The following is a 6,023-nucleotide window of genomic DNA, read 5'->3' as shown; positions in this document are numbered from 1 at the left end:
TTTTAATGCCTTTATCAGTAAAAATACGATTGGGATCAAATTCATAACGCTTGTGATTTATATGAAAAACTATGTTGCGACCACCAGAATGTTCAAGCGTAATAAGACTTCCTCCCTCATGCTTAATTACTTCTTGTGCAGCTTTTAAAGCAGTTTGTTCATTATGATGTACATGAATAAACGTCTTGCCTCTACCAACCGTGTGTTTAATTTTTATTTTTTCATCACCCACCATCACAATATAATTCATCGCATAAGTAAATTGACAAAAAATCAATGACACTAACAAACAATACTTCATAAATAATAATGATTATAAAACATAAATTGGAAATATTGTACAAGGATTGTCCTAAAAAAACAACTTTTAGGAGCAATTTTGTCAAACCAAAATGAAAATGTCCCTTTTTAATTTCAATTAAGCTACCTGCTGCAGCGAAAGATTTGTAATAAAAATAAAATTCAATGGAAAATGATCCTACAGATTGCTCCCGGTATTTAATCCCTCTACTATATGCAAAGATTTTTAATTTTTTATACTTAACCTATATGCCCAAACTCATTCTATTTAACAAGCCATATGGCGTAATCTGTCAATTTACAGGGAAAGAACACGAGGATACCTTAGCAAAATTTATTGCCATGCCTGATTTTTATGCGGCTGGACGGTTGGATAAAAATAGTGAAGGTTTATTATTATTAACGGATGATGGAGCATTACAACACCGATTAACTCACCCTAAATTTAATAAGAAAAAGTATTATTGGGTACAAGTTGAAGGAATTCCAACTGAAGAAGACTTAGAGCCGCTTAAAAAAGGATTAGTTCTTAAAGACATCTCTTTTTTACCTGCTGTCATCCATAGAATTGAGGAACCTAAACTTTGGCCGCGCACTCCACCAGTGCGCTTCAGACAAAATATTCCTACCAGCTGGCTAGAACTTATTTTAAGAGAAGGAAAAAACCATCAGGTGCGTAGAATGACTGCTGCAGTGGGTTTTCCTACTTTAAGGTTAGTGCGACATCGCATCGGTGATTGGGCTCTAGGAAGCTTACAGCCAGGGGAATATACCTTAATGACTCAAAAATACTGATTTTTTGGCGCTGCTTGATTTCTAAACCTTGCGAAAATCAAGTGTCTTCACGTCCAAATCCCTAGAAAATATTCGTTCAAGAGGCATAAACCAATCGTGTAAGCAATGTGTCTTGCCCTAGCAAACGAATCCAAGGCCAGAGAAACATCCCAATTAGGGCACTAGCCACAGGCATAAACAAGCTGTAATTAAAACCTAATAATGCTGCGATCAAACAAATAATCGCTTGATATAAAAAACAAAAAAATCCTATTAGGAAAAGTTGCTGCATCATGGAAAAAAATTGAAAACGGCGTGATTTACTCGAAGCAATCCATGTTACCAAAAGTAAGGCAAAGGAATGCTCACCAATCACTGTTGCAAGCAACACATCCAATAACAAACCAACGAACAATAAGCTTGTCTGGTTAAAATTTCCGGGCAAAAAATATTCTATATAAAGAACAAATAATAAAACCCATGGTGGTCTAAAATCGATAATTAATTCAGGCATAGGTAATATAGACAAAATTAGTGTAATTACAAATCCCAAGATTAAGCGTATACGAAGATTTTTCATCACATAGTCTCTTTGGCATTTAAACGCTGATTAATTTGTGTGGTTAATTGTTCTTGTTCCTTGTCTGGCCATATTAATAATACCAAACGGCTACGATTGAGAAGGGCTACAGGAGCTACTTTCACCGTAACAAAATCCTCTCCAGGAACATTGTTAACTTGCTCTACCTTACCAACGGGATATCCCTCTGGGTATCGTCTATCCAAACCTGAGGTAACTAACACATCCCCAGGATGAATCGAAGAGGTTTTAGGTAAATTAATTAAAAACAGTTGCTGAATATCATTTGTGCCAATAAGAATTGCGCGCTCTCCAGTACGATTGTTTTGCACCGGAACAGCACTTTTCGAGTCAGAAATAAGCAATACAGTACTTGTTAAAGGTCCCACATCAACAATTTGCCCCATCACTCCCTTTGCATCCAAAATAGGTTGCCCCACATACACGCCATCACGTTTGCCCTTATTTAATACAATAATTTGACGTGAATTACTGGTATCTACTGCAAGAATTTGTGCAGCCATAGCACTCATATTCGCTTGAGATGAAGTTTGTAATAACTCTTTAAGTTGTAAATTTTCTCTTTGAATAACAAGCAATTTTTGCAATTCTGCTTCGAGTATTGTTTGCTGGTAACGCAAACGAATGTTTTCATCGATTAATACTTTTTTAGCACCAACCAACGATTGCACCCAGCCAACAACACGCACAGGGTAGTCAACAGCATATTGCAACGGAGAAACAATAAACGAAAAGCCGCTACGAACACTATCTAAATAGCGATAATGATAATCAGAAAACATTAAAAAAACAGAAAAAAGAAGAGCCAACACAAATCCTATAGGATTATGTCCGCTCTTACTAAATAATCTGTTATGAGTATTACTCGGTTGAGAGGAAATCACCGCCACGCAAGTCCATTGTTTCTAATGCTTTACCACCACCTCGTGCAACACAAGTCAGCGGATCTTCAGCAACTAATACAGGCAGCCCTGTTTCTTCCATCAACAATGCATCGATGTTTTTCAACAATGCACCGCCTCCAGTCAAGATCATGCCGCGTTCGGCAATATCGGCAGCCAACTCAGGTGGTGCTAATTCTAAAGCAGCCCTCACAGCACCCACAATGCCAGATAAGGGTTCTTGCAAAGCCTCTAAAATCTCAGCACTGGTCAATACAAAACTCCGTGGAACACCTTCAGCAAGATTTCTCCCACGAACTTCAATTTCAAATAAATCACGGCTTGGAAAAGCAGATCCAATCTCATGCTTAATCCGCTCAGCTGTTGTTTCACCAATTAGCGTACCGTAATTACGACGCACATAAGACACAATTGCATCATCAAACTTATCACCGCCAACACGAACTGACTGATGATAAACAATACCACTCAAGGAAATAATCGCTACTTCTGTGGTGCCACCACCAATATCCACAACCATAGAGCCACTGGCTTCCTCTACAGGCATTCCAGAACCTAAAGCTGCAGCCATGGGTTCTTCAATAAGAAATACTTCACGAGCACCTGCACCCATTGCAGATTCACGTATTGCGCGACGTTCAACTTGTGTCGAACCACAAGGGACACAAACCAGAACACGAGGACTGGGACGTAAAAATTTATTTTCATGAACTTTATGAATGAAATGCTGAAGCATTTTTTCTGTAACAAAAAAGTCGGCAATAACCCCATCTTTCATCGGTCTGATCGCATTTATATTACCAGGAGTTCTTCCAAGCATACGCTTTGCTTCAAGACCCACAGCTGCAACACGTTTTTGACCAGACTCATTACGTAAAGCAACTACAGATGGCTCGTTTAGGACTATTCCCTTATCCCTTACATAAATCAATGTGTTAGCAGTTCCCAAGTCAATTGATAAATCATTGGAAAACACACCCCTTAACTTTCTGAACATATGTGGCACTACCTCGTTCTTTTTTTTGTGTCTTAACTTTATCCTAAATTTGCAAAAAAATCGACAGTTCCAGCACAACAAATGTAAATTAAGTAGTAAATTTTTTGCACAAGTCATTAATCCTTCTAAAACCTCTTAAAATTTACATAAAACCCATCTAAAAGCGCTTATGCATGTATCAGAATTTATCCCATAGAAAATTTATTATTTTGACTAAAACAAATAAAATACTACAATTTGATCAATATATGGTCTAAATTTATTTGGAGAATTACAATGCTTTCCAGAAGTGAAATTCAAGATAGATATAATGCTGCCCAAGCAAAAGCAGATAAATGGATAAGAATACAAATAAATCTCTCTAATAGCAAAGACCATTTAGCCTCTAATGTCGTTAGTGCTATTGAAGAAATTATTATGAATGAAGTCAAATTTGTTACCGATATGCAACGCTTAAATAATCTGGTAGTTATTTTACGGGATCATGTTAGCAAACAAGGTGGTAGTGATAAAAAAGAGCAAATTGCTATTCTTGATATTTATATAGAGAAATTAGATACATTGCTGAGTACTTATGCAGCAATGCCCGACTTACTGAAATTAATTAACGATGACGGTACAGGAGCAACTCCTGAAGAACTAATAGAAAAAATAGGGATGAAACTACTTCTTCCTGAATCAAAACAAATTATGACACAGCTTGGTGATTTAGCAGACCAACGAATGAATGTTGAAATGATACACAAATTGTATCTACAGGATTTATCAAAATTAGACAACTATCTAGAAGAAAGAACAAGCGAAATTGTACTATTTACAGGCACACGATCTACTCAAAAACGAGCTTTTTCAGATTTTACCATTATGCCTGCTCAAAATTTACCAAGAATCTATATGCCTGTAGAACAGCTAAGCGAAAAACTTTCCAGTTTTGCAGCAAAAGCACCCGATTATCATATCCCAGCATATGAAAAACCAACTACAACCAACTCAGCGATCCAAAAATTAATAAATAACGTTAGCGAAGGTATTGATCAAGCAAAAAACAGTGTCCAAGCCTATAATAGTAAAAAAGCAGCAATCCAAAATGCAGAAGAAGAATTTAGTAAGATAGCAGCTAAAACTAAAATAAGGGAAAAACAAGCGGTGATGTTAAGAAACATTTTAGGCCTTAATATTAATACCTCACTGCAAACCACCTCGTTTTTTTCAGAATATTTAAAAACTGCATTAACTAAAACTTACCCAGAAATGTTTCAGTTAAACATCAAGGGAGAAGTCGATATTATACTTCCTACAAGTAATGTAGCTTATACTGATATCCATAAAGCTTTGGGATACGAGTTAAATACGACATTAACACTGGAACCTTCTAGATTTGATGCCCAAATATTGGATAAGTTGTATCAAAAGACCGAAAATCCTCTTTGGATTGTTTTAAAAAGCACGAAACCTGTTAACGAAAATTTTTCCGCTGAACAAAAAATTCACGCATATAAAGAAATTGCACAAGCTTTTAAAGATAAAAAAATAGGTAATACAGGCAAATATCTGGCAGCATATAATTTGACCCAATCCGCTAAGGCAGTAGCTCAAGAGCATCCTGAAAGTATTCCTGCTTTTAACGAGGCATTCGGATATGAAAGTACTTTAGGTAAATGGGTAATTGAAAAAGCGAAGAATAAAGATACGGTAATTAGCAATTTAATCATCAGACCTGCTAAACTTGCGTCTTTAGAGGATAAAGCTACTGATTTTGAAATTGATGAAAGAGCTAGCTTTGGAAGCACTATAAGCCTAAATAGCTCCCTAGATTCGATAAGTGATTCAGGAATTGATACCTTTGACGAAGAGAGCTCTGTTGATATAAGTGATATTGATGAATTTGATAGCGAAAAACAGCAAGTAGAAGATAAACCTTCAGTTCATCAGTTTAATACTGATCTAGAAAATAAAAAATCATTGCTAATCGCTAGTGGAATTGAAAAAATGATGCTAACTTCAGATGAGAAACAGCGATTAACTGAAGAAATAAATAATGCTGAAACATCTGATGCACTAAAGATCGAAGAAGAAAAGGTTTTTGCTGTGGTTAAACTCTGTGAGGTTGTCAAAACAGTTACCGATAGTCTTCGTAAACGTAAAGACTTTTTTTCAAGGTCTTCTGAAAAAAAAGTCGATGAAATTCTAGGAGCATTTAAAAAGCTAACCTTAGATGAGAAAATTGAACTAGTCGAATATATTCTTCAAATCAAACAAGATAAATCAAATAAAAAAGAAGATTCCAACATTGGACGTTTTCTTGAGAAACTCAATCAAAATCGTGCATTAATTTCTTTAACTAAAGAAACAACGAGTTTTAAACAATTTAAAGAACAGATGCAAGCCATTAAATACGACACACCAGATAAGACAAGCAAGCTCACCATAAAATGATCTGGAATGATAT

At 35.9% G+C, this 6,023-nt stretch carries 5 protein-coding genes and 1 pseudogene; 2 read left to right on the top strand and 4 right to left on the bottom strand.

Annotation, left to right across the window (positions count from 1 at the left end; translation table 11 throughout):
- Positions 1-301 (bottom strand): annotated as a pseudogene (locus WA877_RS10405) (protein tyrosine phosphatase); the annotation flags it as partial.
- 248 nt (positions 302-549) lie between these two features.
- On the opposite strand from WA877_RS10405, the gene WA877_RS10400 reads away from it, so the two are divergent.
- The gene (locus tag WA877_RS10400; RefSeq protein ID WP_425170847.1) at positions 550-1,095 is read left to right on the top strand and encodes a pseudouridine synthase; all 546 of its coding nucleotides are present in this window, start codon (positions 550-552) and stop codon (positions 1,093-1,095) included.
- A gap of 76 nt (positions 1,096-1,171) precedes the next feature.
- Here WA877_RS10400 and mreD read toward each other — a convergent pair whose 3' ends face one another.
- From mreD to WA877_RS10385, 3 genes are read right to left on the bottom strand one after another with little or no spacing between them, the layout of a single operon-like run.
- Positions 1,172-1,654 (bottom strand): rod shape-determining protein MreD, encoded by a 483-nt coding sequence (mreD, locus tag WA877_RS10395; protein WP_425170846.1) that lies wholly within the window; start codon positions 1,652-1,654, stop codon positions 1,172-1,174.
- A complete protein-coding gene (gene mreC / locus WA877_RS10390) occupies positions 1,654-2,559 on the bottom strand; it encodes a rod shape-determining protein MreC (protein WP_425170845.1) in 906 nt (301 codons plus the stop codon). Before mreC ends, mreD begins: the two co-directional genes overlap by 1 nt.
- Positions 2,537-3,574 (bottom strand): rod shape-determining protein, encoded by a 1,038-nt coding sequence (locus tag WA877_RS10385; RefSeq protein ID WP_425170844.1) that lies wholly within the window; start codon positions 3,572-3,574, stop codon positions 2,537-2,539. Before WA877_RS10385 ends, mreC begins: the two co-directional genes overlap by 23 nt.
- A gap of 237 nt (positions 3,575-3,811) precedes the next feature.
- Between WA877_RS10385 and WA877_RS10380 the strand changes: the two genes are divergently transcribed.
- Entirely contained in the window at positions 3,812-6,010 is a 2,199-nt protein-coding gene (locus WA877_RS10380; protein WP_425170843.1) for a hypothetical protein, read from the top strand.
- Positions 6,011-6,023 lie beyond the last annotated feature (13 nt).

The organism is Legionella sp. (assembly GCF_049790535.1).
Taxonomy (GTDB): domain Bacteria; phylum Pseudomonadota; class Gammaproteobacteria; order Legionellales; family Legionellaceae; genus Legionella.
Note: the sequence above shows the minus strand (reverse complement) of the source record. Positions and strands in the feature narration are given on the sequence as shown.